The 16,402-nt window shown below is 58.1% G+C and carries 14 protein-coding genes; 10 read left to right on the top strand and 4 right to left on the bottom strand.

Features of this window, described 5'->3' with window-relative positions; translation table 11 throughout:
• The first annotated feature begins 71 nt into the window (after positions 1-71).
• The 3 genes from KI235_RS15805 to KI235_RS15795 all read left to right on the top strand — a co-directional run bounded on the left by KI235_RS15805 (position 72) and on the right by KI235_RS15795 (position 3,452).
• Positions 72-1,355, top strand: coding sequence for an MFS transporter (locus KI235_RS15805; RefSeq protein ID WP_027913093.1), 1,284 nt, complete (start codon positions 72-74; stop codon positions 1,353-1,355).
• A 119-nt stretch (positions 1,356-1,474) separates the two neighbouring features.
• Entirely contained in the window at positions 1,475-2,713 is a 1,239-nt protein-coding gene (locus KI235_RS15800) for an OprD family porin (protein WP_028236860.1), read from the top strand.
• Positions 2,685-3,452 (top strand): histidine phosphatase family protein, encoded by a 768-nt coding sequence (locus tag KI235_RS15795; protein ID WP_235395271.1) that lies wholly within the window; start codon positions 2,685-2,687, stop codon positions 3,450-3,452. The genes KI235_RS15800 and KI235_RS15795 overlap by 29 nt, the downstream gene beginning before the upstream one ends.
• Here the strand turns inward: KI235_RS15795 and KI235_RS15790 are convergent.
• Positions 3,441-4,121: a class I SAM-dependent methyltransferase gene (locus KI235_RS15790; RefSeq protein WP_003201980.1), complete on the bottom strand. Its 681-nt coding sequence runs from the start codon at positions 4,119-4,121 to the stop codon at positions 3,441-3,443. The genes KI235_RS15795 and KI235_RS15790 overlap by 12 nt on opposite strands.
• A 63-nt stretch (positions 4,122-4,184) precedes the next feature.
• Positions 4,185-4,814 (bottom strand): LysE family translocator, encoded by a 630-nt coding sequence (locus KI235_RS15785; RefSeq protein WP_027913091.1) that lies wholly within the window; start codon positions 4,812-4,814, stop codon positions 4,185-4,187.
• 155 nt (positions 4,815-4,969) lie between these two features.
• Here KI235_RS15785 and KI235_RS15780 point away from each other — a divergent pair, with 155 nt between their 5' ends.
• The gene (locus KI235_RS15780) at positions 4,970-6,352 is read left to right on the top strand and encodes a hypothetical protein (RefSeq protein WP_212795151.1); all 1,383 of its coding nucleotides are present in this window, start codon (positions 4,970-4,972) and stop codon (positions 6,350-6,352) included.
• 48 nt (positions 6,353-6,400) lie between these two features.
• Here KI235_RS15780 and KI235_RS15775 read toward each other — a convergent pair whose 3' ends face one another.
• Both KI235_RS15775 and KI235_RS15770 read right to left on the bottom strand, forming a co-directional pair.
• On the bottom strand, positions 6,401-7,966 hold the full coding sequence (locus KI235_RS15775) for a calcium-binding protein (RefSeq protein ID WP_212795150.1): 1,566 nt from the start codon (positions 7,964-7,966) through the stop codon (positions 6,401-6,403).
• A 201-nt stretch (positions 7,967-8,167) separates the two neighbouring features.
• Complete coding sequence (locus tag KI235_RS15770; RefSeq protein WP_212795149.1) at positions 8,168-9,715, bottom strand: TerC family protein; 1,548 nt, start codon at positions 9,713-9,715, stop codon at positions 8,168-8,170.
• Between the two features lie 267 nt (positions 9,716-9,982).
• Between KI235_RS15770 and KI235_RS15765 the strand changes: the two genes are divergently transcribed.
• The 6 genes from KI235_RS15765 (at position 9,983) to ddpX (ending at position 16,310) form a co-directional block, all read left to right on the top strand.
• Positions 9,983-11,572, top strand: coding sequence for an amino acid permease (locus KI235_RS15765; protein ID WP_244864253.1), 1,590 nt, complete (start codon positions 9,983-9,985; stop codon positions 11,570-11,572).
• Positions 11,565-12,356: a glucose 1-dehydrogenase gene (locus KI235_RS15760; protein ID WP_013693392.1), complete on the top strand. Its 792-nt coding sequence runs from the start codon at positions 11,565-11,567 to the stop codon at positions 12,354-12,356. The genes KI235_RS15765 and KI235_RS15760 overlap by 8 nt, the downstream gene beginning before the upstream one ends.
• A 92-nt stretch (positions 12,357-12,448) precedes the next feature.
• Complete coding sequence (locus tag KI235_RS15755; RefSeq protein WP_003201963.1) at positions 12,449-13,360, top strand: helix-turn-helix transcriptional regulator; 912 nt, start codon at positions 12,449-12,451, stop codon at positions 13,358-13,360.
• A 9-nt stretch (positions 13,361-13,369) separates the two neighbouring features.
• Entirely contained in the window at positions 13,370-14,695 is a 1,326-nt protein-coding gene (locus KI235_RS15750) for an MFS transporter (protein WP_235038314.1), read from the top strand.
• Between the two features lie 182 nt (positions 14,696-14,877).
• Complete coding sequence (locus tag KI235_RS15745) at positions 14,878-15,732, top strand: MurR/RpiR family transcriptional regulator (RefSeq protein WP_003201957.1); 855 nt, start codon at positions 14,878-14,880, stop codon at positions 15,730-15,732.
• A 38-nt stretch (positions 15,733-15,770) separates the two neighbouring features.
• Positions 15,771-16,310 carry a D-alanyl-D-alanine dipeptidase gene (gene ddpX / locus KI235_RS15740; RefSeq protein WP_013693389.1) on the top strand — a complete coding sequence of 180 codons (540 nt, stop codon included), beginning with the start codon at positions 15,771-15,773 and terminating at the stop codon, positions 16,308-16,310.
• Positions 16,311-16,402 lie beyond the last annotated feature (92 nt).

Raw genomic sequence — 16,402 nt, 5'->3', positions numbered from 1 at the left:
TTCACAAAAAAATAACGAGGCGTGTCCGTCATCTTCGCTTGCTGCCGCAGGAACCTTCCATGGAAAAGACCATGACTGACTGCGTAACCACCGGGACAGGGCGCACGGGCCCGTTCAGTTGGTACGGCCCCCTGTCGAAAAATGAAAAACGTACATTCTGGAGCTGCAAGATCGGCTATGCCCTGGACGGCATGGATACGCAGATGCTGAGTTTCGTCATCCCGACCCTGATCGCGACTTGGGGGATTTCCAAGGGCGACGCCGGCTTGATCGGCACCTGCACGCTGCTGGCCTCGGCGGCCGGCGGTTGGATTGCCGGGATCCTGTCCGACCGCATCGGCCGGGTACGGACCCTGCAATTGACGGTCCTGTGGTTCGCATTCTTCACCTTCCTGTGTGGGCTGGCGCAGAACTACGAGCAATTGCTGGTGGCCCGGACCTTGATGGGCTTTGGCTTCGGCGGTGAATGGACCGCAGGGGCGGTATTGATTGGCGAGGTGATCCGCTCCAAGGACCGTGGCAAAGCAGTGGGCATGGTGCAGGCCGGATGGGCGCTGGGCTGGGGAGTGACGGCGCTGTTGTATGCCGGGCTGTTCAGTTTCCTGCCGCCGGAAGACGCCTGGCGGGCGTTGTTCATGATCGGCCTGGTGCCGGCGTTGTTTGTGCTGGTGATCCGTCGACTGGTCAAGGAGTCGGATACCTTCGAACATGCGGTGCGGGAGCGTCAGGCCAAGCCGGAACTGGGCTCTCGCTGGGCATTCTTCGAGATATTTGCCCCACGGATGCTCAGCACCACGTTGCGCGCCTCGCTGTTGACCACCGGCGCGCTGGGTGGCTACTACGCCATTACCACTTGGTTGCCGACGTACCTGAAAACCGAACGCGGCCTTAGTGTGCTCGGTACTGGCGGCTACCTGGCGATGGTCATCGTCGGTTCCTACATCGGCTACGTGACCAGTGCATTGCTGACCGATGCCATCGGCCGCAAGAAGAACTTCATCCTGTTCGCAGTCGGCTCAATGGCAATCGTCCTGGCCTACACCCAGTTGCCCATCGATAACACCTGGATGCTCTGGCTGGGCTTTCCACTGGGCTTCTTCGCCTCGGGCATCTTCGCCGGCATGGGCGCATTCCTGACCGAGCTGTTTCCCACCCGCATGCGCGGGTCGGGGCAGGGATTCTGCTACAACGCCGGGCGTTCCATCGCGGCGCTGTTCCCTTTGTTCATCGGCGCGTTGAGCAACACCTTGCCCATCGGCACCGGGATCGGCGTATTCGCCGCTGGCGCCTATGGCGTGGTGATCCTGGCGGCGTTGAGCCTGCCGGAAACCCGCGGCAGACAACTCGAGTCCTGACTACCTGTGACGTCCGTGCACAGCGCGGACGCCGCTACACCCCTTAAAACAACAACCATCGGACGCGATTGCAACGCCCCCGAGAGGGTTCGCTCGTGTCCATAAAAAAGGAGCATGCCATGGGGCATTTCACATCCACCTGGTTTTATACCCCCGCCGGTACGTTGCTGGGCCTGAGCCTGATCGGCGTGCCGAACGCCCAGGCCGACTTCATCGCCGACAGCAAAGGCAGCCTGGAGGCCCGCAACTTCTACTTCAACCGTGACTTTCGCCAGGAAGGGGCACGGGACAAGGCCGAAGAATGGGCGCAGGGCTTTCTGCTGCGGATGGAGTCGGGATACACCGCCGGGACCGTGGGTTTCGGCCTCGATGCCTTGGGCATGGCCGGTTTCAAACTGGACTCCGGGGGCGGTACGGCGGGCACCAACCTGCTGCCAGCGGATTTGTCTGGTGGTTCGCAAGACCGCTATGGCGAACTGGGCCTGACCGCCAAAGTCCGTGTGTCCAACAGCACCTTGAAGCTGGGAACGTTGCAGATCAAGGACCCTGCGGTGAGTTCCAACGACACGCGCCTGTTGCCAGGAACCTTCAAGGGCGGCTTGCTGAGCGTGCAGGAAATCGATCGCTTGAAGCTGACCGCCGGGCAACTCACGCAGATCAATTTTGTCGACTCCACCGACTACCAGGACATGACCGCCAACCGCATCGGCGGCAGCAGCGACAAGTTCCAGTTCGCCGGAGCGGACTATCAGTTCCTGCCGAACCTCAGCGCGCAATACCGCTATAGCCTGTTGGAAGACATCTACCAGCAGAACTACCTCGGCTTCGTCCACACCCTGGACCTGGGCGCAGGCCAGTCGTTCAAGAGTGACGTGCGCTATTCGCGCAGCACCGAAGACGGCAGTTTTCGCGAACTCGACAACCAGGCCTTCGGCGCCATGTTCACCTACAGCCTGGCGGGCCATGCGTTGGGCCTGGGCTACCAGCGCATGAGCGGCGACGATCCGTTCCCGTACATCGGACGCAGCGATCCCTACCTGGTCAACTTCGTGCAGATCGGCGACTTCGCCAACATCGACGAGCGTTCCTGGCAAGCGCGCTATGACTACAATTTTGCGGCCATTGGCGTACCCGGGTTGACCTTCATGACCCGCTACATCACCGGCGACAACGTCCAGCGCAGCGCACCGGGCGAAGGCAAGGAATGGGAGCGCAACACGGATATCGCCTATGTGGTACAGGACGGAACGTTGAAGGGCCTGGGCTTGAAATGGCGCAACGCGACGGTGCGCTCGAATTTTGGCAATGACCTGGATGAGAACCGGTTGATTGTCAGCTACACGATGGCGCTTTGGTAAAGAGATCGCCGGTAAAACCGATCCTGTGGCAAGAGAGCTGGCTCCCTCGCCACAGGGTCATCACTCCTTGAATAAAAATAGCATTGCACTCGATCAATGGCGTCGTTGCCTGTATACAGGTGCGCTTCGAAAGGGATTTTCAAGACAACACAAGGGAGCTGTCGCTGTGATTTACCTGATACGCCATGCCACGCCGCTGATCGATTACAAACCCTGCAATGCGCATTCGGCCAAGCTGCTGCTGGATGAATACAATCAGACCTCGTCCATCGATGAGGGTGAAATTGCCGCATTCCTGAGCCAACCGGACTTGTCCCAAGTGCTTTTGGCGACCGAAGCCAACATCATTTCCTCGCCCGTCAACAGAGCCTACGCGACGGCATGCCGGCTATTCGAAGCCACACGTATCCAACAGGATGCTCGACTACGTGAATACGACCTGCGGCTGAGCAGCATTCCCGTCTTGAAAATGGGCGTGAGGCATTGGTTCGCCTTGCACAGGATCCTGTGGTTGCTGGGGATTTCACTGGGAGCCGCCAGCCGGAAAGCCGAACACCAGCGGGCGCTCGGTGTCGCCGATGAGCTTTACAGCAGCTGCGGCGAACCGGGAAAGACCACGATCGTTATCTCCCACGGCATGTTTCTCAGAACTGTCAGGAAAACCCTGCAAAAGCGCGGACTGCAGGCGCGCAGGGTGTATCGCTCGGGGTGTTTTACCGTCGAGTCGCTAACGCCATGACGGGGATTGCTCGGCCACCAGCAGTAACGACTGCGGCATCGGGCTTTGTGGATGCTGCGGTTCCTGCAGGACCACCAATCGGAAACCGGCCATGTCCAGGGCGTTGAGCCAACTGGACAAGGTGCGGAAGTACCACGGCATACGTTGCCATTGGCCTTTGAACCCATCGAAGGTTTCTTCTCGCCAGCCGTCCTGATAATCGCCCGCCGCCACGGTCCATGGATGCAGCGTCTGAACCACCAGCGCGCCGCCTGGGCTGAGCAGGGCATTCATCGCGGCGAGCAATGGGATGATGTCCTGGTGCAACAGGGCGAAATTGGCGCAGATCAGGTCGTAGCCGCTGCCGACGTCCACCTTTGCCTCCACCAGCGCGTCATAGCTTGCCAGATGCACTGGCGAGGAACCCGCCGCCCGCGCCGCATCGACCAGCGTCGCGTCGCCATCCACACCGACCGCTTCGATGCCCCGTTCAGCCAGCGCCCGCAACAGCCAACCTTCGCCGCAACCCAGATCGAGCACGCGCTCGGGCTGGCGGCTCTGTACCGCCAGTAGCATGGCCTGGTCCGTGACCGTCAGCCGGCTTTCGATGGCACCTGTACGGATGGCTTCGATCCAGGATTGGGCATTGTGGTGCCAGCTTTGAAGGAGGGTGGTTTCCGAGGATGACATTGATCCAGCTCCGCAATGGATTGGCTAAGCATAGGCCAATCGCTGGCGCAGGGAAGCCAGTGCTCAAAGCGGGCGGTCAAGAAACAACAGGCGTGCCGCCAGCGCTGCCATGACCCCGGCAAAACCATACGTGCCCAAGCGCCTTGAAATCCCGCCGCTTGCCAGTTTCGCCCTGAGCTGTGCGGCGCAAACACCCAGCAGCGTATGGAAGATGAGTGCAATCAGCGCCAGCAGCGCGCCCAGGAAGATCAACTGCAGGCTCACGCCGCCGACCTTGACGTTGACGAACTGGGGCAGGAACACCATGAAGAACAGCAGCGCCTTGGGATTCAACAGGCTGTTGAGGGCGCCGCGGCAGAAGATTTTCCACAGCGAAGCCGACTGGAGCTGGCTATCCTGAGTCGCTGCTGGCGTTCTCAGTGCTTGCCAGGCAAGCCACAGCAGATAACCAGCCCCGGCCAGGCGCAGGATGTCGAACGCCGGTGCCCAGCTCATCACCAGCGCACCAATGCCCGCGCTGACCATCATCGTCATGAGCACGTCCGAGAAGGAAATGCCAAGGGCGGCGGCAACGCCGGCACGCCAGCCGTGGGCCAGCGCATGGCTGGTGACGAAGGCCATGTTGGGCCCTGGGACGATCAGCAGAAGCACGACAGCAACCACGAACAGGTAGAGATTGGCGGTATCCGGCATGGGGATCACTCCGTGGGATGAGCCACGACAGTAAGCGAATGACGAGGAGGGCGTCAGTTACAGTCCGGGCCAATCTGATAGCAACAGTCGTTTCTCGCGATGCATCACGGTAATCGCTAAACTGCTGGCCCGAATTTCAGCAAGGAAGTGGGTGGATGCGTTCGCTTGTCAGCAGTGTGCTTCTTTCCATGACGCTGGTAGCCCCGGTCATGGCCGAGCCAAGGGCGTTTTCGGTGAATGATCGCAGCGGCCAATACCTGGTCGAAGTGTTGTTCCCGGAACCGCCGGAAGACCCGCATCAACTGGCGCACGCGTTTATCACCATTCGAGACAACGCCACCCACGAAGCCTTGCAGCAGTTGCAGACGCCCGCCGGCAATGTGCCCGTGGACCGCAACGGCAAAGTCGACAACTGGCTACTCGGCCCCCAGAGCCTGTTGTACTTCGACGACTTCAACTTCGATGGCCGCCTGGACTTGGCGATTCGTAACGGCAACGATCCCGACGCGAGCTACAAACCGGCGTTCGACGTCTACCTGCAAGATCCGCAGAAAACTCAGTGGGTCCTCAACCCTGCGCTGACGGGCCTGGCAAAGGAGGACAGCAAAGGCATGTTCGCCGTCAGCCCGCTGGACGGCGTCCTGCTTTCGCAAACCGACCGTGACTGCTGCTGGACTCGCGCCACCCACTGGAAAATGCGCGGCGACGAATTGGTCCTGCTTCACTCGGACACCGAGGAGCAGATCCAGCCGACCGAGCCAGGCGAAAATACCAGCATGCCCAGCGGCTACACGCTACGCACCACCGGCGAATTGAAAGATGGCCAGTGGCGCGAACAATCGAGCCTGGAAGGCCCGGAAAAGGAGGATCCGGTGATTCTTGCCGGAACCCTCGACGCCAAGACCCCGGTAGAACTCTGGTACCAGGCGCAAGGTGTCGTGATCATTGGCGAGGTGCGCTATACCCAGGCGGGCAGTGGCGAACCGATCAAGCTGCTGGGAACCCGGGAAGACGCCGACGACGACCTCATCAGCCTCCACGAATATGCCGATGACGGTCGTCAAACGGGTACCTGGAGGATCTCCCGGGAAAACGTCGAACCCTACAATCACACCGGCACCTGGGTCAGCGGCACTCAGGGCGACGACCGCAAGTTGGCGATCCTGCTGCACGATGAAGAGCGCGAATTGGATGGCGACAAAATCGACGACGTCGACCGTGACCTGCGCAGCGGCCATTACCAGATGCGCCAGGACACCCTGGGGCGCGACGCGGACCTGGACTTGAAGATCCTGCCGGACCGCGACGCCAACGGGAAAGAAGTCACCGAATTCACCGTGACCTTGAAGGGTGGCGTGACCGAGCATCACATCGTACCGATGGAAAGCGACAACCTGATCATCGTGCCCGAGCCGCAAGCTTCCGAGAAAAATGGCCCATATCACATACAGCTTGTGAAGAATTTTGCGGTCATCAATTACAACGCTGCGCCAGATTCCCCGGATATGTTGACGGGGGTTTATTTGAAGCAGCGTTGAGCAGGACATTAATGGGGATGAAGGCTGGCTCAGCCACTGCGTGGCCGATCAGGTCAGGTCATGGCTGGGTGAATTCACGCTGCCTATCAGCGTCAGCTCCACGTGTTCAGGCGCGTAAAGCTCGACTTGGCCCTTGGCAGCATCGAAGCCGGAGCGGGCGGCGTCGCTCGCCGTGCTGAATATCAGGTTGCTGTCGTTGAGCTGTGCGGCAAGGTTGCCGTCGAGCACCAGCTCGAAGCGTTGGCCGTCGGCATTGGCCTCGAAATTTTTCAGGTACGTGCGGGTATCGTCTGCGTTGGTTCCGATCGCCAGGGTGCCGTCGTATCCGTTCCCGATACCCGTAAAGCCCAGGGCACTGAGGTCGATGTGATCCTCACTGGGGTTGAAGTCGAGTATGCGGTCACTGCCGCTGCTGTCAGCGGTGCGAAAACTGTCGGCCACATTGGCGTAGTTGAATACATCGCTTCCCGAGCCGCCGGATAGCAGGTCACGGCCGAGATTGCCCTGTAGCACGTCGTCCCCTGAAAGACCGCGCAGGATTTCGTCAGTACCCAAGCCTTGCAATTCATCATGGCCAGAGGAGCCGGTAAGTCTTGTGTTGCCATCCGCGCTGCCAAACGTGGTGTCCAGGCTGCCATCGGCATTGAGCCGAACGGCCGCATAGTCGCTGCCGCCGTTGGCAAAAGCGCTTCCGCTGAGCAAAATTTTTCCATCGTTCTGCAGGGTGATTTCGTTGGCTGCCGCCGAAACCCCGGGCAAGTCGATGCTGACCAGCCCTTGATTACCGAAACTGGTGTCGGGGCTGCCATCGGCATTGAGCCGCAGTACGGAAAAATCATCGTAAGCTACAGTGCTGGCGACTAATATTTTGCCATCGTCTTGTACAGCCACGTTGCCGTTGTAGCTGGCAAAGTGGGTTAGCGCGACGACGCCATTATCGCCAAAGTGGCTGTCCAGCTCCCCGCTGGCAGTGTATTTGAGCAGGCTGTTGTCAAAACCTGGCGCGCCTTGGACCAACACGCCGCCATCCTTCAGGACGGTGATGCCCTGCATGAATGCAAACGTTCCCTGGGCTTGCAAGGTCAATACACCATCCGTGCCGAAGGACAGGTCCCGCGTGCCGTCGGCAAGCAGCTGCGCCACTTTCAACGTATTGCCCTCGATTGCACCGACCAGCAAGCTGCCGTCGGCGTTGACGTCCACTAGCGGCGCGGCGCCGAACCCGCTGGACAGGCTGGCTTGGGCATTGCTGTTGAACGCGGTATCGGCTTTACCGTCTGGCCCCCATCGCTGGACGATAGGGGTGTCATCGTGGCCTTCGTGAGCCGTCACCACGGCGCCATCGGCCTGGACTTGAAGGCTGTACGCCTTGTCGAGGGGGATTTGCTTGTGAATCACCAGCCGACCAGCGTTGCCGTAGGTCGTATCCAAACTACCATCGGCGTAGAGGTGGGTCAGGGAAAAACCCTTGCCGTCATCCAGGTCATCGCTGTGGTAACTGAAGCCGGCGATCAGTACTGAACCGTCGGGCTGTAAGATCATGTCCTGGACATTATCGGTGTGCCCGGCGATATCGACGATCATGATCCCCGGGGCGCTGTAAGTGCTGGCCATGTCTGCATCCTTCAAAAATATCCTGAAGGAATCACTCTAGCCCGGAACCACTGGTGCGCCAGACCAATGGATAAACGGGTATCTGGCAGCCGACTTGATAGTCAGCAGTAATCCGCAGCCAGTCGGACACGTATGCGATCCCGAGTCCGATATGGCAGCGACTAAAGCTGTGCCGCTGTAAATGCGGCCTCGTTCTGTACTTTATTCCTGACGCAACAGCACCCTGGTTACCCGACGCTCTTCAACCTCCATCACAGTCATGCTCCATCCTTGCCAACTGAGCGTGTCGCCAATGATCGGCAAGCGATCCAGCAGGCTCATTACCAACCCGGCAAGCGTCTGGTAATCCTCCGTCGCTTTTGCCTGGAAGCCGATGTGTTCGCGAACCTGACTGAGATTCAGGGCACCGCTGACGAGGAAACCCTCTTGCTGGGGAACAATGTTCGGGCCTTCGATTTCACTGGCATCCGGCAGTTCACCTGCAATGGATTCCAGGATGTCGGTCATCGTGAGAAGCCCCACGAAGTCACCGAACTCGTTCACCACGAACGCGATGTGGGTCGACTCCTGACGCATTTGTTCCAGTGCATTGAGGATCGTGAAGCTGTCCAGCAGGTTGATGGCTTTGCGCGCCATGGCCTCCAGATTCGGCTGATTGCCGGCGAGTATTTCCTTTAGCAGTTCTTTCTTATGGACAAAGCCAAGCGGCTCATCCACGCGTCCTTCCCGGATCAACGGCAAGCGTGAGTAGGAAGAGTGCATCAGCGCCGTACGGATTTCTTGCGGAGCATCTGCCAGGTCGAGGTGGTCGATTTGCGCACGAGGCGTCATCACACTGCGTATCGGGCGCTCGGCCAATTGCAGCACGCCACTGATCATGACCCGTTCGCGCCGATGGAAAACCTGCTCCGGTTCGTCGCCTTCCAGCATATCGGCGATTTCCTCGCCGATTTCAGCGGCATCCAGCTTTTGGCCGCCCAGCAGGCGCAACACCGCATGGGCGGTACGTTCGCGCATCGGTCGAAGACCTTGCAGGCTTTTCTTGCGACGCGAGCGCGCCAACTGGTTGAACAGTTCGATCAGGATCGAGAAACCAATCGCGGCGTACAAGTAGCCTTTCGGAATGTGGAAACCCAGGCCCTCGGCGGTGAGGCTGAAGCCGATCATCATCAGGAAACCCAGGCACAGCATGATGACAGTAGGGTGGCCGTTGACGAATTTTGTCAGCGGCTTGCTCGCGATCATCATCAAGCCGATGGAGAACATCACCGCGATCATCATGACCGACAGGTGCTCCACCATACCCACGGCCGTAATCACCGCATCCAGGGAAAAGACCGCGTCCAGTACCACAATCTGCGCAACGATAGGCCAGAACATCGCATAGGCGGCATTGCCGGCACGTTGCGCCACGTGGCCCTCGAGTCGCTCATGCAACTCCATGGTTGCCTTGAATAGCAGGAACACACCGCCAAACAGCATGATCAAGTCCCGGCCCGAGAATGTCTTGCCGAAAACTTCGAACAGCGGGTTGGTCAATGTCACCATCCAGGAGATGCTGGCGAGGAGGCCAAGGCGCATCAGCAATGCCAGGGACAGGCCGATGATACGGGCGCGGTCGCGCTGCTCGGGCGGAAGTTTGTCAGCCAGGATGGCGATGAATACGAGGTTATCGATGCCGAGTACCAGCTCCAGCACGATCAAGGTCAGCAGGCCCAGCCATGCCGTGGGGTCAACGATCCATTCCATGGATTATTCGCTCCCTCGGACGATCAATGCGAGGGAAGGGGGCTGCAACGCGCAAGAGCGGACCACAGGGACGCAGGAGAGAAAGCAGTTCTTTGAAAGGCGACTGGGAGGTTCCTGGAGGGTGTGCATACAGACCTGGAAATGATTGGGGAAGAAATCCTACAACGGTTTCTAACATTTCAGACGAGGCGATTTATTACAGGATCTGACAGGGCGGTGATTGATGAGAACGCTGCGTCGACATGTCCCCTTGGAGACATAGGCAGCTTGCGCGGTGCATTCGAAGATGACGGTCGGGAAGTTTGCCCTGAACAAGATTTGGAGGATCACCGCGTGGACAGAACAACAAAAGCGCCGACGGCGGCCGTTAACCCGTCAGGGATCAGCTACCAAAGTGTAGAAAGCGGTTACTTTGAACAACGTCGCCTGCAGCGTCACGCAGGATTCTTCACTCTGCTGATTCTCGGTGTCGGTGCGGTGGTGGCGGGTCAGTATTCCGGTTGGAACCTTGGCTTGGCTCAAGGCTTTGGCGGCATGTTTTTGGCCTTGCTGATCATTGCCGTCATGTACCTGTTTCTTTGCTCCTCAATCGGCGAAATGGCGGCTGCGCTACCACATACCGGCGGCGCCTATTCTTTTGCGCGTACGACAATGGGCCCGTGGGGGGGATTCAGTACAGGCCTTGCGGAGAACATCGAATTCATCCTGGCCCCTGCGGGGAACATGTTTTTCATGGGGGCCTACCTGACTGCAATTTTCGGTACTGGCCCCGAATGGCAACCTGTCTGGTGGGTGGTCGGTTATGCCTGCATGCTGCTGCTTTCGAACCGGGGCTTGGGTGTGTCGATGCGCGCGGTCGTGCTCATTACCATCGCGGCGGTGTCAGTGTTGGTTGTGTTCTTCATTGCGGCTTACCCGCATATGGATTTCACCGGTAATGCCCTGAACCTTGCAGCTGACGCCGCAGGCAAGCCGGTCGAAGTGCAGGGCGGTAACGGACCGTGGCTGCCGTTCGGACTGACCGGCGTCATGCTTGCATTGCCGTTTGCCGTCTACATGTTTCTGGCCATCGAGCAATTGCCGCTGACTGCCGAGGAATCGCATAACCCGACCCGGCATTTGCCGCTGGCATTGGTCTGGGGCACCGTGATTCTTGCGGTATTGGCGTTGGGTGTGTTGTTTTTCAGTGCCTCGATCGGCGGCGGCAGCTTCTTCATGAGCACGTCGTCGGAACCGCTACTCGATGGCTTCCGGGAGATTTTCGGGCACACCGCAAGCAAGCTGTTGTCAGCAGTGGCCGTGCTGGGGCTGGCGGCGTCGTTCCTGGCGGGTAGCTTTGCCGCAGGACGCAATATCTATTCGCTGTCGCGTGCCGGTTACTTGCCAACCGGGCTATCGGTTACACACCCGACCCGCAATACGCCGAATATTGCACTGGCCACCGGGGCGCTGGCTGCACTGGGGATCCTGATGCTCTGCTGGTTTACTTTCGGCAAGGATAACAACGCATTGATGGGCGGAATCCTGGTGAGCATGATTGTGTTCGCCGGGATGATTTCCTACATCTTGCAAAGCGTCGCTTATATTCGCTTGAAGCGCTCCTTCGCTGATTTGCATCGGCCTTATCGCAGCCCTTACGGAATATTCGGAGCTGTCGCGGTGATCATCATTGCAACCGCGACACTGATTTATCAGTTCCTCGATCCTCTCTATAAATGGGCGGCCCTCGCTGCTGCCTGCTGGTACCTGATCGGGATTGCTTACTTTGCTTTCTATCGTCGTCATCGCCTGGTGTTGTCACCTGAAGAAGCATTCGCCGTGAGTGGCGGTCGTGAAGGAAATCCGCAAAATGACTAATGTTGAACGATCCAAAGGCAAGGGCCGTCTGGCCGGAAAAGTGGCCATTATCACCGGTGGCGCCGGCGGTTGCGGCGCTGCCGCAAGTCGGTTGTTCGCCGCTGAAGGGGCCAAGGTGATCATTATCGATTTGAATGGCGATGCCGCCGTCAACCTGGCGTCGCAGATCATTGCCGACGGCGGCCAAGCACTGGGATTGGGCGCCGATGTCTCGCAAGCCGTTCAGGTTCGTGAGGCTATCGCCCGAGGGCTGGCAGAATTTGGCCCGGCGGACGTGCTTTTCAACCACGCCGGCACCTTGATCGTGAAGCCTTTTCTGGACGTGCAGGAGCATGAGTGGGACTGGCTTATGGCCGTGAACGTCAAGAGCATGTACCTGGTCACTCAGGCGGTGCTTCCACAAATGCTTGCCAAGGGCTCGGGCAGTATCGTGTGCACTTCGTCGATCTCCGCGCAGTATGCGACCCCAGGCGAGGTCGTATACAACGCCAGCAAGGGCGCATGCCAAATGTTTGCGCGGGCCATTGCCGTCGAGTTTCGTGATCGTGGTATCCGCTGCAACGCAGTCGCCCCGGGTTTTATCCGTACCCCGCACGGCGAGCGGGAAATGCGCGACTTGCAACTGATGGGGGTGGATGCCAGTGAAGCGGCAATCAAGTCGCAGCAGGGGCGGCTTTGCGAGCCGGAGGAGGTCGCACGGGCCGCGTTGTTTTTAGCCAGCGACGATGCTTCATTTGTCAGTGGCACGCAGCTGTTTGTGGACAACGGTTTTTCAGCGGTCTAAATCAATCGTGGCAAGAAATATGCTTGCTCTTTATCGCTGGGTTAAGGGTGCGCTCACTAGTAGGGCGCACTGGATAAAGACAAGGGGATGGCATGGCAATTTCAGTTCCGAATGGCAGACGTGGCATGGATGCCGCGCCCGCCCTTGATGCATGGCACTGCGCGACGCCCGGCCTGGTCGCATTGCTGCAGTGTGATGGCTTTGCCCGACAGTTGGATGAGGCTTTATGGGCCGTTGCGAGTTTCGACCAAAGCTGCGTGCTGTTTTACCCAACGGACGGCTCACCGGTGTTACTGCACAACAACCTGCAAGGTATCTGCGAACCGGGGGCGATGCATAGCTATCTTAACGGTACGTATTTGCTGGACCCGGTTTATACCGCCTGCGCTCACGGCAAGGCGACCGGACTCTATCGCATGAGCGAATTGGCCCCTGATGCTTTCTTCGAGGGTGATTACTTCAATTCCCCCGATGTGCATCCCTGTATTTCCATGCAGTCGGGCACATTGGCCGAAGAAATTGTCTTCATCTCTGCATTGCCGGGCATTGGTCACCTTGCTTATTCACTGATGCGACAGAACGCTTCTCCGACGTTTTCCGCCTTGCAGTTCGAAGGTTTACAGGGTTGCGGTGCGATGGTTGATGTATTGTTGCAACGCCACTATCAAGGCGTTTGCGCTCATCACGACGACAGTGCATCAGCCTTGAAAGAGCATTTGAACAACGCTTTTTCGCGATTCGCCGCTGATCAGCTAACCCCCCGTGAACAATTGATCGTCAGCATGATCCTGCGTGGACACTCCAGCCTTTCGATTTCACTGCACCTTGGTATCGCGGAGGGCACGGTAAAAAATCACCGCAAGCACCTGTATTTCAAGCTCGGCATTTCCAGCCAATCCGAGCTGTTTCATCTGTTCGTGAATTTTGTCCTTAGTCATACCTCAAATGTCCCGTTTGCCAGTGCTGTTAACGCGCTAGTGTTTCAGGAAGCTTTTGCCAATTAACGAAGTTCAGTGTCATTACCCGATGCTGTGCCGATGTTTCGTCGAGTATTCGATGCACCATCTACTGGACCTGAAGCGAGTCAAGAACGCGCAGGGCAGGGCGGTGGGCGGGTTTACGATGACTCGGCAGATGAACAGGGATGGACATTATCGATGGGTAACTCAGTCTTGCGGATATGGTGTGCAGTCAGTGTGCTGTGCATGGCCTCATTCACGATGGTCACTTCCGAGTTCGCGCCCATTGGTTTGTTATCGCAGATATCGACAGACCTGAATCAAACCCCGTCTACCGTCGGGCTAACGGTAACGTTATATGCCTGGATCGGGGCTGCCAGCGGCTTGTTATCCAACGGGTTGAACCGCTGGATCCCCCGCAGGACATTGCTGATCGCATTGATGTTAATACTGGCCGTATCAAACGGGCTGGCGGCGTTATCCCCTGAATTTTCGACGCTGCTCGGTGCGCGCGCCGTCGGCGCATTGGCCCATGGTGTGTTCTGGGCAATCGCGGCAGCCACTGCCGCGCATATCGTGCCGTCGCAACGCATGGGGTTGGCCACCTCGATTGTCTTGGGCGGTATCACGATCGCCACTGTCATGGGCGTTCCGCTGATCAATCTGGTGGGGCAATACGATGGTTGGCGTACGGCGTTCGTATGCCTGGCCTTGATGTGTGTCGTCAGCGCCGGTGCGATAGCACTGGTGCTTCCTTCCATGCAGATTCATTCCCTGGCCAAGGGGGGCGGGTTTGCGGCGGTGCTGCGGCGCAAGGATCTGTTGATCACGTACGTCATCACCGGATTGACAGCGGCTGCGCATTTTGGCGCCTATACCTTCGTCGAGCCGTTTATTGGCCAGGTACCTGGTATCACGCCGTACTTGATTGCCACCTTGCTGTTTGCTTTCGGAGCCGCAGGTTTTCTGGGCAACTTGCTCAGCGCTTTCTTTATCGATCGCTACTTGATGGTCTTCATTCTGGTGGCGTTGGTCGCGATGGCATTGGCCCTGGTGACCTTGGGTGTCTACGGCCCATTATTGGGCATTGCGCCGGTGGTTATGTTGTTGGTGGTCTGGGGCGTCGCGATTTCCGCCTTGTTTACCGGCCTGCAGACCTGGGTCTTGCGAATTGCCGGCGATCACACGGTACCGGCCACTGCGGTCCATACAGCCGTGCTGAATAGCGCGATCGGGCTGGGTGTGATTATCGGTGGAGAAACGCTGAATGTGGCTGGCTTCAAGGGGGCGATGCTATCGGCCAGCGTGGTGATTGTCCCGGCTATTGTCCTGATGATTGCCGCAGGAGCACGCGCTCGAAAAGAACCCGTTTTTTCATGAAAAGAGGGGAGAAGGGATTCGTTTCCCTTCAAACTCAAGCGCGTTGTGCTCCCGCCCAATCACTGCAGGACGTCTGCTGAAAATAGTCATTGTATTGCTTCGAAATCGAATGTTATTGTTGTAACACGGTAAAAAATAATGACAGTGCAATAACATTTCGCGTTCGGGAGCTCTGAAAATCCATGGAAAAGAACAGCTTCCTGCAGTTGCTGGAGCGAGAGTTCTCCAACCTGACCCCGACGGGCAAGCGGATCGCCAGTTATCTGTTGGGTAACCCAGAACAGCTTCCATTCGAGTCGGCCGATAGCATCGCGCAGCAGACCTCCACCACGGGGATTTCCGTAGGGCGCTTTTTTCGATCCCTTGGCTACCAGAACATCGATGAAGTCAAACAGAGCCTGCGCGTTGAAACGCCGGCGTCGTGGCTTATCACCGATCGCATCGGCGCCTTTCGTGCCGAAAGCAATCAGCAAGATGCTCTTGATCGTTCCCTGAGTCGCGAGATCGAGGCCATTCGGTATGTCTACGGTCTGGCGCGCAGCGACGCCTTCGCCGATATCGTGCAACGCATCTACGAAGCCGATGCAGTGTTCATTCTCGGCATTCAGTCCACTCGAGGGATTCTCACAGCGTTCCATAGCCACCTTGAGTACATCCGGCCCAAGGTCTACTACGTCGATGGTCTGTCCGGCATTTACGCTGAAACCCTGAATTCCGGCTTTGCCAATCCCTACGCAATCATTGCGGATTTCCGTGCTTATTCCAGCGTGACTCAGACTTTCTGCGACGCGGCCATAGACAACAACCTCCCATTGGCCCTGATCACCGACCTGCAATGCCCCTGGGCCAGAGACTACCCACTTGACCTCTTGCAACTGAAAACCGATGTCGGGCAGTTCTGGGATTCACCTGCGCCATTGGCCTGCCTGTTGAATCTCATCGTGTCGGCCGTCGCTGAGAAATACGGGGATCGACTCGATGAGCGCTTGGCCAAGAACCGTCAATTGCAAAAAGCTTTCGGTCAGTTCGAAGGCTGATCTTCATCGTCCCACTGAATCCCAACTGGAGTATTGGCGTGAACAACAGCCCCCTTGTAGAGATCGATGCCCAGCGCTACCAGGTGCAAATCGATTTGATCTACGCCGGTGCAGATAACCTGGCAGGAAGAGTGATTTATCCAAATGCGCGCTGCCTGTTACATCGCCAGGCTGCCGACTGTCTGTACAAAGCCAGTCAGCTCGCGCGTCAGGCCGGGTTTACCCTTCGCATCTATGACGCCTATCGGCCGCCTTATGCCCAGTACCTGTTGTGGGACGCGCTGCCAAACAACGACTACGTGCGTGACCCACATTTGGGCTCCCATCACAGCCGTGGCGTGGCGGTGGACCTGACGCTGGTCGGTACTGATGGCGAGCCGCTGAATATGGGGACTGAATTCGACGCAATGGAAGAGAAATCCCACCAGTTCTATCCCGACTTGCCAGTAGACGTGCAGCGCAATCGACTGCTGCTGGTGGGAATCATGCTCGCCGCCGGCTTCCAGGCGATTGCCACCGAGTGGTGGCATTACGAACTTCCGGATGCCGACGATTACCCCTTGCTGGAAGACGTTTAAACCACGGATCTACCAACAGATAGCACCGCGCAGCCCACGCTCAGTGCGGCTGATAACAATAACAAGACAGCGTTACTTACGTTTCACCTGCA

The organism is Pseudomonas sp. St386 (assembly GCF_018325865.1).
Classification (GTDB): Bacteria; Pseudomonadota; Gammaproteobacteria; order Pseudomonadales; family Pseudomonadaceae; genus Aquipseudomonas; species Aquipseudomonas brassicacearum.
This window is presented reverse-complemented; position numbering and strand designations above follow the sequence as displayed.

Excerpts from the sequence above, each read along its gene's own strand:
- KI235_RS15800 (WP_028236860.1), top strand. The coding sequence starts at position 1,475 with ATGGGGCATTTCACATCCACCTGGTTTTATACCCCCGCCGGTACGTTG.
- KI235_RS15770 (WP_212795149.1), bottom strand. The coding sequence starts at position 9,715 with ATGGAATGGATCGTTGACCCCACGGCATGGCTGGGCCTGCTGACCTTG.
- KI235_RS15760 (WP_013693392.1), top strand. The coding sequence starts at position 11,565 with ATGACTAATGTTGAACGATCCAAAGGCAAGGGCCGTCTGGCCGGAAAA.
- KI235_RS15755 (WP_003201963.1), top strand. The coding sequence starts at position 12,449 with ATGGCAATTTCAGTTCCGAATGGCAGACGTGGCATGGATGCCGCGCCC.
- KI235_RS15785 (WP_027913091.1), bottom strand. The coding sequence starts at position 4,814 with ATGCCGGATACCGCCAATCTCTACCTGTTCGTGGTTGCTGTCGTGCTT.
- KI235_RS15805 (WP_027913093.1), top strand. The coding sequence starts at position 72 with ATGACTGACTGCGTAACCACCGGGACAGGGCGCACGGGCCCGTTCAGT.
- KI235_RS15745 (WP_003201957.1), top strand. The coding sequence starts at position 14,878 with ATGGAAAAGAACAGCTTCCTGCAGTTGCTGGAGCGAGAGTTCTCCAAC.
- KI235_RS15780 (WP_212795151.1), top strand. The coding sequence starts at position 4,970 with ATGCGTTCGCTTGTCAGCAGTGTGCTTCTTTCCATGACGCTGGTAGCC.
- KI235_RS15775 (WP_212795150.1), bottom strand. The coding sequence starts at position 7,966 with ATGGCCAGCACTTACAGCGCCCCGGGGATCATGATCGTCGATATCGCC.
- KI235_RS15790 (WP_003201980.1), bottom strand. The coding sequence starts at position 4,121 with ATGTCATCCTCGGAAACCACCCTCCTTCAAAGCTGGCACCACAATGCC.